This is a genomic window from Reyranella sp. CPCC 100927 (assembly GCF_007859315.1).
Taxonomy (GTDB): Bacteria; Pseudomonadota; Alphaproteobacteria; order Reyranellales; family Reyranellaceae; genus Vineibacter.
This window is the reverse complement of the sequence record NZ_VOHA01000005.1, coordinates 205,412-220,071: the sequence shown is the minus strand read 5'-3', so window position 1 is coordinate 220,071 and position 14,660 is coordinate 205,412. Positions and strand designations below refer to the sequence as shown.

16 protein-coding genes are annotated in these 14,660 nt (G+C 66.4%); 5 read left to right on the top strand and 11 right to left on the bottom strand.

From position 1 onward, the window contains the following. Positions 1 to 26: 26 nt before the first annotated feature. The 3 genes from FQU96_RS16440 to eno all read right to left on the bottom strand — a co-directional run bounded on the left by FQU96_RS16440 (position 27) and on the right by eno (position 3,125). Entirely contained in the window at positions 27 to 731 is a 705-nt protein-coding gene (locus FQU96_RS16440; RefSeq protein ID WP_146542386.1) for a PA1136 family autoinducer-binding transcriptional regulator, read from the bottom strand. Between the two features lie 22 nt (positions 732 to 753). Then, a complete protein-coding gene (gene hchA / locus FQU96_RS16435; protein WP_146542622.1) occupies positions 754 to 1,629 on the bottom strand; it encodes a glyoxalase III HchA in 876 nt (291 codons plus the stop codon). A gap of 212 nt (positions 1,630 to 1,841) precedes the next feature. Further along, entirely contained in the window at positions 1,842 to 3,125 is a 1,284-nt protein-coding gene (gene eno, locus FQU96_RS16430; protein WP_146542385.1) for a phosphopyruvate hydratase, read from the bottom strand. Between the two features lie 191 nt (positions 3,126 to 3,316). Here eno and FQU96_RS43140 point away from each other — a divergent pair, with 191 nt between their 5' ends. Genes FQU96_RS43140 through nthA form a run of 3 tightly spaced genes read left to right on the top strand, consistent with a single transcriptional unit; the run spans position 3,317 to position 4,631 of the window. After that, complete coding sequence (locus tag FQU96_RS43140) at positions 3,317 to 3,637, top strand: SH3-like domain-containing protein (protein ID WP_218574743.1); 321 nt, start codon at positions 3,317 to 3,319, stop codon at positions 3,635 to 3,637. Beyond that, positions 3,634 to 3,921, top strand: a complete 288-nt coding sequence (locus FQU96_RS43135; RefSeq protein ID WP_218574742.1) for an SH3-like domain-containing protein — start codon at positions 3,634 to 3,636, stop codon at positions 3,919 to 3,921. Before FQU96_RS43140 ends, FQU96_RS43135 begins: the two co-directional genes overlap by 4 nt. Before the next feature lie 11 nt (positions 3,922 to 3,932). Then, complete coding sequence (gene nthA / locus FQU96_RS16415) at positions 3,933 to 4,631, top strand: nitrile hydratase subunit alpha (protein ID WP_146542382.1); 699 nt, start codon at positions 3,933 to 3,935, stop codon at positions 4,629 to 4,631. A gap of 8 nt (positions 4,632 to 4,639) precedes the next feature. On the opposite strand, the gene FQU96_RS16410 is transcribed toward nthA, so the two are convergent. From FQU96_RS16410 to kdsA, 5 genes are all read right to left on the bottom strand, one after another. After that, entirely contained in the window at positions 4,640 to 5,068 is a 429-nt protein-coding gene (locus FQU96_RS16410; protein ID WP_146542381.1) for a type II toxin-antitoxin system VapC family toxin, read from the bottom strand. Further along, a complete protein-coding gene (locus FQU96_RS16405) occupies positions 5,068 to 5,322 on the bottom strand; it encodes a type II toxin-antitoxin system Phd/YefM family antitoxin (protein ID WP_146542380.1) in 255 nt (84 codons plus the stop codon). The genes FQU96_RS16410 and FQU96_RS16405 overlap by 1 nt, the downstream gene beginning before the upstream one ends. A gap of 73 nt (positions 5,323 to 5,395) precedes the next feature. Then, the gene (locus FQU96_RS16400) at positions 5,396 to 7,021 is read right to left on the bottom strand and encodes a hypothetical protein (RefSeq protein WP_146542379.1); all 1,626 of its coding nucleotides are present in this window, start codon (positions 7,019 to 7,021) and stop codon (positions 5,396 to 5,398) included. Further along, positions 7,008 to 7,760, bottom strand: coding sequence for a hypothetical protein (locus tag FQU96_RS16395; RefSeq protein WP_146542378.1), 753 nt, complete (start codon positions 7,758 to 7,760; stop codon positions 7,008 to 7,010). The genes FQU96_RS16400 and FQU96_RS16395 overlap by 14 nt, the downstream gene beginning before the upstream one ends. A 95-nt stretch (positions 7,761 to 7,855) precedes the next feature. Next, entirely contained in the window at positions 7,856 to 8,704 is an 849-nt protein-coding gene (kdsA, locus tag FQU96_RS16390) for a 3-deoxy-8-phosphooctulonate synthase (protein ID WP_146542377.1), read from the bottom strand. Positions 8,705 to 8,829: 125 nt separating this feature from the next. On the opposite strand from kdsA, the gene FQU96_RS16385 reads away from it, so the two are divergent. Then, complete coding sequence (locus FQU96_RS16385; RefSeq protein WP_146542376.1) at positions 8,830 to 9,321, top strand: DUF6306 domain-containing protein; 492 nt, start codon at positions 8,830 to 8,832, stop codon at positions 9,319 to 9,321. Positions 9,322 to 9,362: 41 nt separating this feature from the next. Here FQU96_RS16385 and FQU96_RS16380 read toward each other — a convergent pair whose 3' ends face one another. The 3 genes from FQU96_RS16380 to tpiA form a co-directional block, all read right to left on the bottom strand. Further along, positions 9,363 to 10,991: a CTP synthase gene (locus tag FQU96_RS16380; protein WP_146542375.1), complete on the bottom strand. Its 1,629-nt coding sequence runs from the start codon at positions 10,989 to 10,991 to the stop codon at positions 9,363 to 9,365. A gap of 161 nt (positions 10,992 to 11,152) precedes the next feature. Further along, the gene (secG, locus tag FQU96_RS16375; RefSeq protein ID WP_255468375.1) at positions 11,153 to 11,500 is read right to left on the bottom strand and encodes a preprotein translocase subunit SecG; all 348 of its coding nucleotides are present in this window, start codon (positions 11,498 to 11,500) and stop codon (positions 11,153 to 11,155) included. A 234-nt stretch (positions 11,501 to 11,734) separates the two neighbouring features. Then, positions 11,735 to 12,478: a triose-phosphate isomerase gene (gene tpiA, locus FQU96_RS16370; RefSeq protein WP_146542374.1), complete on the bottom strand. Its 744-nt coding sequence runs from the start codon at positions 12,476 to 12,478 to the stop codon at positions 11,735 to 11,737. Between the two features lie 206 nt (positions 12,479 to 12,684). Between tpiA and FQU96_RS16365 the strand changes: the two genes are divergently transcribed. Beyond that, on the top strand, positions 12,685 to 14,613 hold the full coding sequence (locus FQU96_RS16365) for a peptidyl-prolyl cis-trans isomerase (protein ID WP_146542373.1): 1,929 nt from the start codon (positions 12,685 to 12,687) through the stop codon (positions 14,611 to 14,613). Positions 14,614 to 14,660 lie beyond the last annotated feature (47 nt).

Here is a 14,660-nt window from a genome sequence, read left to right as displayed (position 1 = left end):
CTGCCCGCGGAAAGCCAACGACGTCTTCAGTTCTCGATTTCGCCGCTGCGGATCGCGGCCAGGACGGCCTGAGCCGTGGTTGCCGCGCCGAGACGAAGCCGCGCCCGGCGCAAGTGGTTTTCGACGGTCCGTTCGGACAGGCCGAGCGTCGCGGCGATATCGGCTTGGCGCCGGCCGGCAGCGGTCCAGCGCAGCACTTCGCGCTCACGCGGCGACAGGCTGGTCTGCAGTCTGTCGTCGCGCGCTTCCACCAGCCGGCGGACGACGCGGAACGCCGACGTTCCGACGATCGTCAGCGCGAGCCGGGCCGCCACCGAGCCATCGATGCTGTTGCCGCCGAAGCTCATCGCCCCTTCAAGGCCTGTGCGCCCGAAAACGGGAACCTGCAAGCCGTGAAGTCCCGTTCCGCGCGGGAAACGAACAACCCGATACCTTTCGACGCGAGCGGACACGGTCTTGGTCCAGAAGAACGGCTCGTCCGTATCCAGGACATGGCGCGCCACGGGGCAGCGGCGAACATAGGTCTTGGCGTCTATCGCCTCGCCGTCACCAAACCAGTTGCCCTCAACCCAATAGATGCGTTCGACCAACTCATCGCGCGTGGCCGAGGCCGAGAACATGACGAACCGATCATAGCCGAGCGGCAGGGCGATGGACCGCACCGCGTCCTCGACCGACGACAGGTTGTCGCTATCCTCTATCGCGCGGACGATCTGGAAGAGCTGATCCATCAACGTGCCATTCGTTGGCCCGTCAGTTCGTGCCGACTTCCCCGAGAAGTGCCCTGGCCGCGGCCTTGCCGACGTTGTTGGAAGCGAAGGGGCTGTCTCCGGTGATGAGCTTCCTGTCCTGGTGGGTTTCGCCCGTGATGTCGCTGTTCAGGATCTCGACCCCGAGTTCCCGCAGCTTCTCGCCGATGAACCAGGGCATCGCACCGGGCATGTAGCCGATGTCCGGCGTCTTTCTGTCGATGTCGTCCGGGAACACGCAGATCTTGTAGCCCTTGAAGATGTAGTCCTCTTTCGCTTCACCAATCCCCGCCGCCAGCAGCGCCGCCGGCCCGTGGCAGAGCGAAATGATGTGCTTGTCCTTGTTCATCGCCCACCGCAGGACAGTCTTTACGTCCAGGCTCTGCGGGATACCGATGAGGGCGCCGTGACCGCCCGGGATGAACACAGCGATATAGTCCGAGTTGTCGCCGAGATTCTTCTCGATCACATCCGACAGCTTCAGCGGACGCTTCAGTTTGTCGAGGTACTTCCGGTAGACGCTCTGCACTGCCTCGTCCTCCTTCGGCAGTGCCCAGAGCTCGAGCTTGACGGGGTTTCCCGATAGCGTCGCGATGTCGACATCGAACCCGGCCTTGTCGATGTGATACATCGGCAGCAGCATCTCGACGGGATGGTTGCCGGTCGAGAACATCGTGCCGTTCTGCATGAGCAGGTAACGCTCGTCGGTCGCGATCATCAGGACCTTCCACCGGCCTTCGCGATAGGCATTGGGATAGTCCGCGTCGCCGAGATCGGACTTTGACGACGTGAACTGCCCTAGCGAATACGGGGACGGAAAGAACGCGTTGTCCTCGGCCTGGTCGGGAGTCGGGCGCTTGTCTGTGGAGCGTTCGGTCATGGGGACGTCCTCGCTGTCAGCGTTCGTGGACGTCCAGACTGTAGTGCCAGCAAACTCCCTCGCAAATGAGGGATTTCCCCTCAATGTACGAAGTACGCTGGTTGCTGGCACACCTGTCATCCCGAGCGAAGCGAGGGATCTCCCGTGAATGGCGCACCATGCGCTACTCGCAGGAGATCCCTCGCTTCGCTCGGGATGACAGTTTGAATGCTCTAGCGCTTCCCGCGGATGACCGAGGTGCCGGCGTAGCGCGCCTGGGTGCCGAGCTGCTCCTCGATGCGCAGCAGTTGGTTGTACTTCGCCAGGCGATCGGAACGTGACAGCGAGCCGGTCTTGATCTGGCCGCAGTTGGTGGCGACGGCGAGGTCGGCGATGGTCGAGTCTTCCGTCTCGCCCGAGCGATGCGACATCACCGCCGTATAGGCGGCGCGGTGCGCCATCGACACCGTGTCCATGGTCTCGGTCAGCGAGCCGATCTGGTTCACCTTCACCAGGATCGAGTTGGCGACGCCTTTGTCGATGCCTTCCGCCAGGCGCTTGACGTTGGTGACGAAGAGATCGTCGCCCACCAGCTGCACCGTGCCGCCGACAGCCTGGGTCAACGCCTTCCAGCCCTCCCAGTCGTCTTCGGCCATGCCGTCCTCGATCGAGACGATCGGGAAGCGCTTGCACAGCGCCTCGTACCAGCGCGCCATCTCGGCCGGGCCCATGGTCTTGCCCTCGCCCTCCATCACGTACTTGCCGTTCTTGAAGTACTCGCTCGAGGCCGGATCCAGCGCCAGCACGATGTCCTCGCCCGGCTTGTAGCCGGCCTGCTCGATCGACTTCATGATGAAGCCCAGTGCCTCGTCGGCCGTCGCCAGGTTGGGCGCGAAGCCGCCTTCGTCGCCGACGTTGGTGTTGTGGCCGGCGTCCTTGAGCTGCTTCTTCAGTGCCTGGAACGTCTCGGCGCCCATGCGCAGGCCGTCGGCGAAGGTCTTGGCCTTCACCGGCATGATCATGAATTCCTGGATGTCGATCGGGTTGTCGGCGTGGGCGCCGCCGTTGATGATGTTCATCAGCGGCACCGGCAGGATGTGCGCCTGGCTGCCGCCGACATACTTGTAGAGCGGCAGGTCGCTGTCGGTGGCGGCGGCACGGGCCACCGCCAGGCTGACACCCAGGATGGCGTTGGCGCCGAGACGGCTCTTGTTGGGCGTGCCGTCGAGTTCGATCATCGCGCGGTCGATCTTGATCTGATCGCAAGCGTCGAGGCCGGACAGCAGATCGAAGATCTCGCCGTTGATGTTGGCCACCGCCTTCTGCACGCCCTTGCCGCCGTAGCGGCCCTTGTCGCCGTCGCGCAGCTCGACCGCCTCGTGCGCCCCGGTCGATGCCCCCGAGGGCACGGCGGCCCGGCCGGTCGCACCACTTTCCAGCACCACGTCGACCTCGACGGTCGGGTTTCCGCGGCTGTCGAGGATCTCGCGACCGTGGATATCGATGATGGCAGTCATGCGCAGCCTCTTGGCCAGGGGGACGGAGCCTCAACGGGCGCCGCGTTGTAGCGACGCCCCCTGCCCCATGCAAGTCGTGCGGCTGTGGCATCCCTGGGAGCGCACGGACGGGGCGCCTTTCCTGCCCTCCCAGGGATGACAGGTCCGGTTTCGGATACTAGATTTTCAGCCCAATGTGGAGAACGCGGACGATGCGCAGTCATCATGATATGGGCGGGCTGCCGGCCGGGCCGGTCGAGGCCAGCGAGCACGACTACCAGCTTTGGGAAAAGCGCGTCGATGCGCTGATGGTGCTGTGCTCTTCCAAGAAGATGTTCACGGTCGACGAGTTGCGCAAAGGCATCGAGTCGCTGCCGCCGGACGCCTATGACCGCATGAGCTACTACGAACGCTGGATCTCATCGATCACCAGCGCGCTGATCCATCGCGGCGTGATCTCGATCGACGAGGTGCGCGCCAAGCTGGCCGATATCGAAAAGCGGCCGCCCGAGACCGCCGGGGAAAAGGCATGATGGCCCGTTTTGCCACCGGCGACAAGGTCGCTGTCCGGCGCGGCAATCCGCCCGGCCATCTGCGCACGCCGTTCTACATCCGCGGCAAGCACGGTGTCGTGGAGCGCATCTGCGGCGAATTTCGCAATCCCGAGGAACTTGCCTACGGCCGCAGCGGCGAGCCGAAACAGGTGCTCTACCGCGTGCGCTTCGACCAGCAGCAGGTGTGGCCGGCATACGCCGGCCCGGCCGGCGACACGATCGATATCGAACTCTACGAGCACTGGCTCGAACCCCGATCCTGATGGAGCGCGCCATGCCGCACGATGACGACCACGGCCATCACCACGGGCACGATCACCACCATGATCATGATCATCCGCACGTTCATGGCGGTGCCGACCACCACCCGCACCGGCCGGACGCCGACGACACGCTGACCTATTGCCGACAGCTCGAGATCGCGGTGCGCGAACTGCTGATCGAAAAAGGCCACCTCACCGCCGATGAGATCCGTGGAGCCGTCGAGCGCATGGATGCCCGCGGCCCGCACCTGGGCGCCAAGGTGGTGGCCAAGGCCTGGACCGACCCGGCGTTCAAGGCCCGGCTGTTGGCCGACGGCAGTGCGGCTTGCCAGGAGGCCGGCATCACCTTCGATCAGTCGACCCGCCTGATCGTGGTCGAGAACACGCCGGACGCCCATAACCTCGTCGTCTGCACGCTGTGCTCCTGCTACCCGCGCATGGTGCTGGGCATTCCGCCCGACTGGTACAAGAGCCGCGCCTATCGCAGCCGCGCCGTGCACGAGCCGCGGGCCGTCCTGCGCGAGTTCGGTACCGACCTGCCCGACACGGTCACGGTGCGGGTGCACGACTCGACAGCCGACATGCGCTACCTGGTGCTGCCGATGCGCCCGGCCGGCACCGAGGGCTGGAGCGAGGCGCAGCTCGCCGCGCTGGTCTCACGCGACTCGATGATCGGTGTCACGACGGCGCAGCGGCCTACCCCATCCTGACATCGAATCTATAGAGGCACTGCTTCCCATGGGTTCAGCAGCGGTACGCCGACAGGCGCGAAGTCGGCGACGTTGCACGTGACGACCACCATGCCATGCACAAGCGCCGTTGCCGCAATGAGCATGTCGTTGATCGGTTGTGGATCGGGAACGTGCAATCGCGCCGCGCGCCTCGCGATGGTGCCATCAACCGCCAAAATACGATCTGCAAAGGCGGGCAGAACGTGGGTCTCAAGCCATGCTCTGAACAAGGTACCCTGTCGAGGATCACGGCGCTCGATTTGCAAGACACCGATTTCAAGCTCGTGGACGGTGATCACGGAGATGAACAGGCTCGCCGTGTCGAGCGTCTCGGCCCATTGAGCGACATTCGGATCGGCTTTGCCCAGACGAACCTTGCGCAGTTCGGAAACGACGTTTGTGTCGAGCAGCAGCATCACGACAAGTCGACCGGCTTCGCGCGTTCAAGGCGCGGCGGAATTTCGAGATCGACATCGGGGAGGTCGGGCATCGCCAACAAGTCGGCGATGTTTCGGTGCTGCCCGGTGAGGCGCTGATACTCCTCGATACTCAGCAGCACGTGCGCAGGTTTTCCGCGATCGGTAATAAAGACCGGACCGTCCAGAGCAGCCTTCTTGGCGCGGCCGGTATCCTGGTTGAATTCCCGGCTGGTCAGCGTTGTCGCGCTCATAACAGGCATCTACAGCGATGTAGAAACGTTACTACAATAAGTATCGCAGCCTGTGGAATCAAGACGCCTGAACTTAGCTCCACTTGCTCCGGAGCGAGCGCTGGCGTTTCCAGCGTTCGACGTCGGCCAAGCCGTCGCAGCGGAAAGCGGCTGGCTCGCGGCGGGCCCGGGCGGCGGAGTCGTCGAGCCAGGCGAAAATCATGCAGTTCGTTTCCGGCTTGGCACTGCCTGACGCGGTCAGCGTGAAGTAGACGATCACCGACAGCGCCGGCAGCGAGCCGCCGGATCCGGCGGCCTCGCCGTAGTCGTCGATTTCGAACCGCTGTGCGGCCAGCGACCAGTTCGCCGATCTCAGCTGGCCGTGCCATTGCGCGAACGCCGTGAACTCGCTGCCCACGACCCCCGACCCGCCGTCGGCGATATAGCTGCGCAGGTCGGCCATCAGCCGCTCGGCCAGCGGATTGACCTTCGAGGCCAGGAGTTGGCGTCGCTCGGCGGTCGTGCGCGGCACGCCCGTGCGCTGCAGAAGCGCTTCCCATTCGGCCGGCGTCAGCCAGACCCCGGCCAACGTCGCGGGCAATGCATCGCGGCGCAGCGCCTCCTCGATCTGACGCAATGTCGCGGCGTCGGCGAAGATGGCGCCGCATTCGCCGCGTTGTGCCGCGGCCAGCACGCCGTTCTTGTCGAAGGTGGCGACATCGGCGCCCCCCAGCGCCAGATGCGGCGGCAGGCTGGCGCGCCAGCCCTGGATCGCGGCGGCCACTGCCGGGCGCATCTCGTCCTCGAGTACGGCGCAGATGCGCCGCGCGCTGCCGCTCAGCAACAGCAGCCCCATGCCCTGCAGCGAACCGTCGCGCAGGCCCGCCAGGACATCGCGCTCCCGTTGCAGGCGGTCGCGTGCGGCTGCGATGTCGGCGCTGGTGACCGTGGTCAGCGGCGTCAGGCGCCGCTCGACAATGTCGGTCACCAGGCCGCGCAGGCTTTCCGGCGGTAGCGCCTGGAACAGCCGGCGCTCGACGGCGACGATGTCGAACGGGCGGCGGCTGTCGGGGCACGGCGTGCTGACGTCGGTGACGACACGGGTGGCCCCGTGCCGTTCCAGCACGATGCGCACAGCAGCGCTGACCTCAGGCCCGCCGGTCCAGCCCAGCGCGGCGCACGGTGCCACCCGGCCGTCGCGGAACACCACCTGCCCCTGCGGGTTGCGGGTACCGTTGGGGGCGTCGTTGGTCTCGTTGAAGAACAGCAACACGTCCTGCGGGTCGCCCTCCCCCAGTTCGCGCAGCCGTGTGGCAACGGCCACCTGGGTCGGCGACGGCTCGGGCGGCGGCGGTGGCTTGACCTCGACCGGTCCGGCCTTGTCGGTGTTGCCGGTCCCCGGACCGCCCTTGGTGTCCTTGCCGCCGACTGGTCCCTTGTCGCCAGGCTGTCCCTGCCGGTGGCCCTGCTGGTCCGTTGGCTGGGGTTGTGGTTGTGGTTGCGGCTGGGGTTGAGGCTGCGGGCGGGCTTGAGGCTGCGGTTGTGGTTGAGGTCGCTGCTGTGGCCGGGGCGGCGCGCACGTGCCGCGCCAGACGCACTCCAGGTCGGGCGCGCTCTGCGCCTGCACGGGCTGCGTCCAGGGCACAAAGGCGGCAGCCGACAGCACGGCCGCCGCTACCAGGGCGCCGATGCGCATCGATGTGGCCCTATTGCGATCCATAGCGCGCCTGCGCCGCACCCGACGGCAGACCGATCACCATTGTCACCGACCCGCCATTGGGGGTCACGCCGCGGCCCACCGTATGATCCTTGGGATTTTGCCCCTGGTCGTACTGCAGTTGGCCGGAGGCGGTGAAGCGCGCAGCCGGGCAGTTCAGGCTGAAGTTGCCAGAGAAGGCGCCAGGAATGCTGATGGTGCCGGTGCAGACCCGGTTGCCGGTCGGCGTGTAGACGGTCAACGGGCCGCTCTCACCGGGGCGGAATTGCAGGCCGAACTCGGTGTAGCCGTGCACCCGTGTCACGCGCCCGGCCGAATCGCGGTAAAAGAGCGACAGCGGCGCGTAGCCCAGGGTCGGCAATTCGCCCGGATCGAGCCGGTACTTGTCGCGGCCGATCACGATACGGCACTCGCACGAGACGGCGTAGTTCTCGCCCAGGGGGCCGTACTTCTGCATGTTGTTGCGGCAGGTACGCAACGCCTCCTCGCGGGTGTCACGGTCGCTCATGCTGGGCTTGGAGTACACGTCGACATAGAAGTAGACGCACTGCTTGGGCATCGGCATGGCGATGAACTTGTGCACCGCCACCTTGGTCTCGGAACTGCCGAAGTAGCGCTTGCGCAGGTCGGGGAAGCGCAGAAACACCGGATCGTTCTCGTTGACGATCTGCGCCACCGCTGGAGTACCCGCTGCCAGGCAGGCCATAACGACTAAACTGAAGATTCCAAGCAGTTTACGCATTCTATCTCTCTTCCCAACAATTTGGCCCCAATTGTCGAGCGGCGCTCAGGTGCTGTCAACGCAAGCCCTATCCTAACCTCTCCCGGCGGCCATCGTCAGATCGGGTTGGCCTTGGCCAGCCGGTCGAAGGCCATCAGCTCCTCCAGCAGGCCGGGCAATTGGCGCAGCGGCACCATGTTGGGGCCGTCCGAGGGTGCCTTGTCGGGGTCCGGGTGGGTTTCGATGAACACCGCCGCTACCCCGACCGCCACGGCGGCGCGGGCCAGCACCGGCACGTACTGGCGCTCGCCGCCCGAGGTCGCGCCCTGCCCGCCCGGCTGCTGCACCGAGTGCGTGGCATCGAACACCACGGGGTAACCATTGGCGGCCATGATCGGCAGCGCCCGCATGTCGCTCACCAGGGTGTTGTAGCCGAAGCTGGCGCCGCGCTCACACTGCAGGATGTTGTGATTGCCGGTCGAGGCGATCTTGGCCACTACGTTCTTCATGTCCCAGGGCGCCAGGAACTGGCCCTTCTTGACGTTGACGGCGCGGCCGGTCTCGCCTGCGGCCAGCAGAAGATCGGTCTGGCGCGACAGGAATGCCGGGATCTGCAGCACGTCGACCACCTCCCCGACCGGCTTGCACTGGCCGGCATCGTGAACGTCGGTCAGCACCGGCATGCCGGTGGTCTCACGCACCTCGGCCAGGATCGGCAGGGCCAGGTCCAGCCCCATGCCGCGCGGGCTGTTGGCGGACGTTCGATTGGCCTTGTCGAAGGACGTCTTGTAGATCAGGCCGATCCCCAGCCGGGTCGAGATCTCCTTCAGTGCCGCGCTCACTTCCAGGGCATGCGCGCGGCTCTCCAGCGCGCAGGGGCCGGCGATGATGGCCAACGGCTTGTCGTTGGCGATGTCGATCGATCCGATCCGGACGGTGCGCTGAGGCGTTGAGGTATTCGACATGGGCGCCTTTTTGTACGTGCAGGCGGCGTGATAGGCGCATTGCGCCGCATTGCCAACCCGTCCCTCTGGCCGTCACACTTGATCGTAACTACGTCATGATCAAGACCATGTCCGGAGGATCGCCCATGACATCACCTGACGATGACCCCATCGAGGTCTCCTCCCCGGTCTGCTACGCCCACGAATTCGAGGACTACACGCGGCCGCCGCGCCTGCAGTCGGCTGAACTGGCCGCCTTCCTCAATGTGCTCCTGGAAAGCGAGCGCGCCGGCGCCCGCGTGCTGGCACGCTGGTGCCATGAGGCTACACCCGATGCCGGCGTCGGGCCCGAAACGCTGGCGGCGGTGCGCGACGACGAGGCGCGCTATTGCGCCGGGCTGACCGAGCACCTGCAACGCCTGGGCGCCGAGCCGTCGCACGTCACCGGCCGCTTCTACGACAAGGCCATGACGATATCCGCCTGGCCTGACCGGCTGCGTTTCCTCGACAAGGGGCAAAGCTGGGTCGCCCGCGAGATCCGCGACAAGCTGCCGCGGATTGACGACACGGCGCTGGCGGCATTCCTGCAGGAGATGCTGGAGCGGCACGAGCACAACCTGAAACTCTGCGCGCCTTGATCTTCGGACCGCGGGCGTGGACGCCCGCGGTCCAAAAACAACTACACCAGCCTGCTCTGCGTCTTGGCGGCTTCGACGAACGACCGGAACAGCGGGTGCGGCGCCAGCGGCCGTGACTTCAGCTCGGGGTGATACTGCACGCCGATGAACCAGGGGTGAGTCGGGATCTCGACGATCTCGGGCAGCAGACCGTCCGGCGACATGCCGGAGAACTTGAGACCAACCGTTTCCAGGCGATCCTTGTAGTTGTTGTTCACCTCGTAGCGGTGGCGATGGCGCTCGTGGATGCGCTCGCTGCCGTAGATCGCATGCACCTTGGTGCCGCGCTCGAGCACGGCTTCGTAGGCACCCAGCCGCATCGTGCCGCCCAGATCGCCCGCCGCGTTGCGCTTCTCCAGCTCGTTGCCCTTCATCCACTCGGTCATCAGGCCGACGACGGCCTCCTGGCAGGGACCGAATTCGGTCGATGACGCCCCCTCGATGCCCAGCAGATTGCGGGTGGCCTCGATCACGGCCATCTGCATGCCGAAGCAGATGCCGAAATACGGCACGTTGCGCTCGCGTGCGAAGCGCGCCGCCTGGATCTTGCCCTCGGCGCCGCGCTCGCCGAAGCCGCCCGGCACCAGGATGCCGTGCACGTTCTCGAGGTGGACCACGGCGTCCTCGCGCTCGAAGATCTCCGAGTCGATCCACTCCAGGTGAACCTTGACGTTGTTGGCGATGCCGCCGTGCGTCAGCGCCTCGCCCAGCGACTTGTAGGCGTCGAGCAGCACCGTGTACTTGCCCACCACGGCAATGGTGACCTTGCCCTCCGGCTCGCGCACCCGCCGCACCAGCCCCCGCCAGTGGTCGAGTTTGGGTTCGTCCTCGTAGGCCAGGCCGAAGTAGCGGCAGACCTCGCGGTCGTAGCCCTGGGCGTGATAGGCCACCGGCACTTCGTAGATGGTGTCGACGTCACGCGCCTCGATCACGCACTCCGGCCGCACGTTGCAGAACAGCGCGATCTTGCGCCGCTCGTTGGGCGGAATCTCGCGATCGCTGCGGCACAGCAGCAGGTCGGGCTGAATGCCGACGCTCAACAATTCCTTCACCGAGTGCTGGGTCGGCTTGGTCTTCAACTCCCCCGCCGTCGACACCCAGGGCAGCAGGGTCAAGTGCACGTACATCGCGCGTTCGCGCCCCAGCTCGTTGCCCAGCTGCCGGATGGCTTCGAGGAACGGCAAGCCCTCGATGTCGCCCACCGTGCCGCCGATCTCGACCAGGACGAAGTCCTCCTTGTCGGTGTCGGCGACGATGAACTCCTTGATGGCGTCGGTGATGTGCGGAATGACCTGGACCGTCGCGCCGAGATAGTCGCCGCGGCGTTCGCGCGCGATCACGGTCGAGTAGATCCGGCCGGTGGTGATGTTGTCGCTCTGCCGGGCATCGACGCCGGTGAAGCGCTCGTAGTGGCCGAGGTCGAGATCGGTCTCGGCGCCATCGTCGGTGACGAAGACCTCGCCGTGCTGATACGGGCTCATGGTGCCCGGATCCACGTTCAGGTACGGATCGAGCTTGCGCAGCCGCACCCGGTAGCCGCGGGCCTGGAGCAAGGCGCCCAGCGCCGCCGACGACAGACCTTTCCCCAGAGAGGAAACCACGCCGCCTGTAATAAATATAAAGCGTGCCATGGACCTTCCACCTACTACGGGTTGGGTGCCGGGTCACGTCCTTTCGGCCGTCCGGCGACTGTGGAAAACAGTCGCAGCGGCGCAGAGCGCCCCGAGCATGTGCCCAAAAACAAAGAGGCGAACGCCCCTGGGCGTCCGCCTCCGGTTCGAGAATACCTGGTTCAGCGCGTCGGCGTGGTCGGACCCGACGGCGACGGCGGCGTGCCGGTGGACGGCGTACCGGCCGGTGCACTCTGCCCTGCTGGCGGCTTGCCCTGGTCCATGAACGAGGACGGCTTGCTGTGGGTGCCGGCCAGGATCGCCAGCGCGATGCTGGTGGCGAAGAACGTGCCGGCAAGAATAGCGGTCGTCCGGGTGAGCAGGTTGGCCTGGCCGCGCGCACTCATGAACGAGTCGCTGCGTCCCATGCCCAGCCCACCCCCTTCGCTCCGCTGCAGCAGAACCGCGATGACCAGACTAACAGCGATCAACACGTGGATCGCCAGCACGACATTCTGAATCGCCAGCATGTCCCGGACCTTCGAATCACGCCGAACGCACGCCACTCGGCTGTGATTCTTTCTGCCGCGGGTTCTAGGCTCTTTGATGGCACGATGCCAGCATCATCGTGGCGTTTCGCGTGGCGTTCTGCTGCTTTTCAAAATGGTGTTGTCGAAATGCCACAGCGGCCATCACGGACTGTTGCAAAGAGCCCCTGCGCGTCGCCATTCGTGAGCATGATGCGTGATGTCAACGGCGAGACATCACGACCGCGCGGCGGCCGCGATGGCGAGGAAGTCTGCCGCCTTCAGGCTGGCGCCGCCGATCAGGCCGCCATCGACATCGGCGATGGCCAGCAATTCGGCGGCGTTCGACGGCTTCATCGAACCGCCATAGAGGATACGCACGGCATCGGCACCGCTCACCAGCCGGCCCAGCACGGCGCGGATATGACGGTGGGCGGCATCGACCTCATCCAGGGTCGGGGTCTTGCCCGTACCGATCGCCCACACCGGCTCGTAGGCGATCACCAGCCGGTCGGCCGAGGCATCCGAGGGGACGCTGCCCGTGAGCTGGGCCTCGAGGACCGACAGGGTGCGGCCTGCGTCGCGCTCGGCCAGCGTCTCGCCGATGCAGACGATCGCGTTCAGGCCGGCGCGCCAGGCGGCTTCTGTCTTGGCGCGTACGGCCGCGTCGGTCTCGCCGTGATCGGTGCGCCGCTCGGAATGGCCGAGAATGACATAGTGGGCGCCGGCATCAGCCAGCATCTCGGCGCTGATGTCGCCGGTGTGGGCGCCGCTGGCCTTGCCATGGCAGTCCTGGCCACCGACGGCGACGGCGCTGCCGGCCACCGCAGCGGCGATCCGCGCCACCAGGGTGGCCGGCGGGCAGACCAGCAGCTCAACGCCGGCCGGCGCACCGGCGGCAACGTCCTTGGCCAATGCCACGCCGTCGGCTCCCAGGCCGTTCATTTTCCAGTTGCCGGCGATCAATGTACGGCGGGCCATCGCGTTGCCTCATGGTCGACTTTTCGGGGAGCCCCCTCTATCACGGTGATCGCTTGCCTCCAACCCGGGCCCACAATTGGCCACGATCTTGGCCTTGTGCTGGAAGGCCTTGAAATGGCGGGCTGATTCAGCGTTGCCGGCCAGGGTACACGGATGGTAGCTATGCGCGCCGCCGCCCACGGCCGAGGGCGCATGTTCGGAGAGTCATGAACAGGTTCAGGAAAATCGCCGGTTCGATCACGCTGGCCCTGGTGCTGGGCGTGATCCTGGTCGCCTTCGTGCTGGGCGATATCGCCGGTGTTGGTGGTGCGCTGCGCATGGCGGGCGCCGATCCCGTCGTCTCCCGTATCGGCGGCTGGCATATCGGACCGATCACGCTGGGCGGCACCACCATCAAGGGCCGCGAGGTGCGCGATCAGTTCGCCCGCGAGCTGGACCAGATCAATAGCCGCTCGCCCACCCGGCTGACCAACGACCAGGCGATCATGCTGGGCCTGCCCAACCGGGCACTGCGCACGCTGGAACAGCGCGTGCTGCTGGATCGCGCCATCACCGATCTCGGCATCGTCGTCTCCGACGAGCAGGTGCGCCAGAACATCGCCCAGACGCCGGCCTTCAGGGGCCCCGATGGCCAGTTCAGCCGCGCCCAGTTCCAGGGCATCCTGCAGAACATGCGCATCACCGAGGGCCAGTACATCGCCGACCTGCGCCGCGACATCGCCCTCAACCAGATGCTGGGGATGACGGCGGGCGCCACCCTGCCCAAGATCGAGCGCGATGCCATCTTCCGCTATCGCCGCGAGCAGCGGATCGCCGAGGTGGTGGCGGTCCAGGGCGCCAAGATGACCGACGTGCCGGCGCCGACCGACGAGCAGATCAAGACGTACTACGACGCCAACGCCCGGCGCTTCAACCTGCCGGAGCGGCGTTCGCTGTCGTTCGTGGCGCTGACGGCCGACGATGTCGCCGCCGATGTCCAGGTCACCGACGAGCAGCTGCGCAGCCTCTTCAACGACCGCAAGGCCGATTTCGACAAGCCCGAGAAGCGCGACATCGACCAGGTCCTGGTCAACGACGAAGCGCAGGCCAAGAAGATCGCCGAACTGGTCGCCGGCGGCAAATCGCTGGAGGACGCCAGCAAGGAAGCCACCGGCAAGGACATCATCAAGCTCGGCGCGCTCACGGAGCGCGACCTGCCGGCCGATCTGGCCAAGGCCGCCTTCGCGTCGAAGGAAGCCGGGCTCGTCGCGCCGGTGAAGACCGCGCTGGGCTGGCACGTCCTGCGCGTCAACAAGATCGAGCCGGGCCAGACGGCGACCTTCGAGCAGGTGAAGGACCAGCTGGAGCGCGAGTACCGCGCCCAGGTCGCGCCCGACCTGCTGGTCAAGCGCATCGAGGAACTCGAGAAGGCGCTGGCCCGCGTCGACAACCTCGACACCGCGGCCGAGCAGCTGAACCTGAAGGTGCGCAAGCTCGAGGCCGTCGACGCCGAAGGCCGCGATGCCAATGGCAAGGTGGTGATCGAAGGGCCGTGGCTGGCGGATCTCCTGGCGGCGGCCTTCCGGCTGCGCGAGGGCGAGACCAGCGGCGTCGGCGAGACCAAGGCCGGCGCCCTCTACGTCGTGCGCGCCGACAAGGTGACGGCGAGCCGAACGCCGACACTGGAGGAAGCGAAGGAGCGTGTCGCCGCCGCCTGGACCGAGGTCGAGCGCCGCAAGGTGGCGGTCACGCGCGCCCAGGAGATCGCCGACCGCGCCAACGCGGTGGCCGAGCTGGCGGCGCTGGCGCGTTCGGTGCGGTCGGAGGTCAAGACCTCGCAGGCCATCACCCGCTCGCAGACCGATGCCGGCGCCGGCCTGCAAGGCCCGCTGGTGGCCAAGCTGTTCGAGCTGGAACTCGGCAAGTCGGCCGCGGTCACCACCGACGACGGCGCCGCCGTGGTGCGGCTGCGCGAGATCGTTCCCGCCGATCCGGCGACGGCCACGACCGAGGTCGAAACGCTGGGCAAGGAACTCGATACCGCCGCCGCCAACGACCTTGCCGGCCAGTTCGTGGCCGCGCTGGAGCGGCGCTACGGCCTGCAGCGCGATGCGACGGCGTTCGCCTCGCTGTTCCGCCTCGAGCAGCAGCAATGACGGCAGTGGCGATCGTCGGCTATCTCTCTTCTCCCCGTGCCTGCGGG

Excerpts from the sequence above, each read along its gene's own strand:
- FQU96_RS16440 (WP_146542386.1), bottom strand. The coding sequence starts at position 731 with ATGGATCAGCTCTTCCAGATCGTCCGCGCGATAGAGGATAGCGACAAC.
- hchA (WP_146542622.1), bottom strand. The coding sequence starts at position 1,629 with ATGACCGAACGCTCCACAGACAAGCGCCCGACTCCCGACCAGGCCGAG.
- eno (WP_146542385.1), bottom strand. The coding sequence starts at position 3,125 with ATGACTGCCATCATCGATATCCACGGTCGCGAGATCCTCGACAGCCGC.
- FQU96_RS43140 (WP_218574743.1), top strand. The coding sequence starts at position 3,317 with ATGCGCAGTCATCATGATATGGGCGGGCTGCCGGCCGGGCCGGTCGAG.
- FQU96_RS43135 (WP_218574742.1), top strand. The coding sequence starts at position 3,634 with ATGATGGCCCGTTTTGCCACCGGCGACAAGGTCGCTGTCCGGCGCGGC.
- nthA (WP_146542382.1), top strand. The coding sequence starts at position 3,933 with ATGCCGCACGATGACGACCACGGCCATCACCACGGGCACGATCACCAC.
- FQU96_RS16410 (WP_146542381.1), bottom strand. The coding sequence starts at position 5,068 with ATGCTGCTGCTCGACACAAACGTCGTTTCCGAACTGCGCAAGGTTCGT.
- FQU96_RS16405 (WP_146542380.1), bottom strand. The coding sequence starts at position 5,322 with ATGAGCGCGACAACGCTGACCAGCCGGGAATTCAACCAGGATACCGGC.
- FQU96_RS16400 (WP_146542379.1), bottom strand. The coding sequence starts at position 7,021 with ATGGATCGCAATAGGGCCACATCGATGCGCATCGGCGCCCTGGTAGCG.
- FQU96_RS16395 (WP_146542378.1), bottom strand. The coding sequence starts at position 7,760 with ATGCGTAAACTGCTTGGAATCTTCAGTTTAGTCGTTATGGCCTGCCTG.
- kdsA (WP_146542377.1), bottom strand. The coding sequence starts at position 8,704 with ATGTCGAATACCTCAACGCCTCAGCGCACCGTCCGGATCGGATCGATC.
- FQU96_RS16385 (WP_146542376.1), top strand. The coding sequence starts at position 8,830 with ATGACATCACCTGACGATGACCCCATCGAGGTCTCCTCCCCGGTCTGC.
- FQU96_RS16380 (WP_146542375.1), bottom strand. The coding sequence starts at position 10,991 with ATGGCACGCTTTATATTTATTACAGGCGGCGTGGTTTCCTCTCTGGGG.
- secG (WP_255468375.1), bottom strand. The coding sequence starts at position 11,500 with ATGCTGGCGATTCAGAATGTCGTGCTGGCGATCCACGTGTTGATCGCT.
- tpiA (WP_146542374.1), bottom strand. The coding sequence starts at position 12,478 with ATGGCCCGCCGTACATTGATCGCCGGCAACTGGAAAATGAACGGCCTG.
- FQU96_RS16365 (WP_146542373.1), top strand. The coding sequence starts at position 12,685 with ATGAACAGGTTCAGGAAAATCGCCGGTTCGATCACGCTGGCCCTGGTG.